Origin of the sequence: Streptomyces sp. NPDC101776 (assembly GCF_044766845.1) — a bacterium.
Classification (GTDB): domain Bacteria; phylum Actinomycetota; class Actinomycetes; order Streptomycetales; family Streptomycetaceae; genus Streptomyces.
In genome coordinates, this window is the sequence record NZ_JBIWMV010000068.1 from 554 (window position 1) to 1,058 (window position 505).

At 67.3% G+C, this 505-nt stretch carries 1 protein-coding gene; it reads right to left on the bottom strand.

Annotated elements, in window-relative coordinates:
* The coding region (locus ACIRRY_RS51830; protein WP_403988165.1) for a tetratricopeptide repeat protein at positions 1 to 505 on the bottom strand (505 nt) is incomplete at both ends.

Sequence of the window (505 nt, forward strand, 5' to 3'; positions counted from 1 at the left end):
CGGGGCCCAGGATCCGCTCACGGTCGGCTAGCACTTGTTCGCGCAGGTCGAGGGCTTCCTGTAGCCGTCCGGCATGGCTGTAGGAGTTGGCGAGGTTGCTGCGGGCGGTGAGGGTGTCGGGATGGTCGGGGCCCAGGATCCGCTCAAGGTCGGCTAGCACTTGTTCGCCCAGGTCGAGGGCTTCCTGTAGCCGTCCGGCATCGCCGTAGGAGAGGGCGAGGTTGCTGCGGGCGCTCAGGGTGTCGGGATGGTCGGGGCCCAGGATCCGCTCACGGTCGGCTAGTACTTGTTCGCCCAGGTCGAGGGCTTCCTGTAGCCGTCCGGCATCGCTGTAGGAGTTGGCGAGGTTGCTGCGGGCGGTGAGGGTGGCGGGATGGTCGGGGCCCAGGATCCGCTCAAGGTCGGCTAGCACTTGTTCGCGCAGGTCGAGGGCTTCCTGTAGCCGTCCGGCATGGCTGTAGGAGTTGGCGAGGTTGTTGCGGGCGGTGAGGGTGTCGGGATGGTC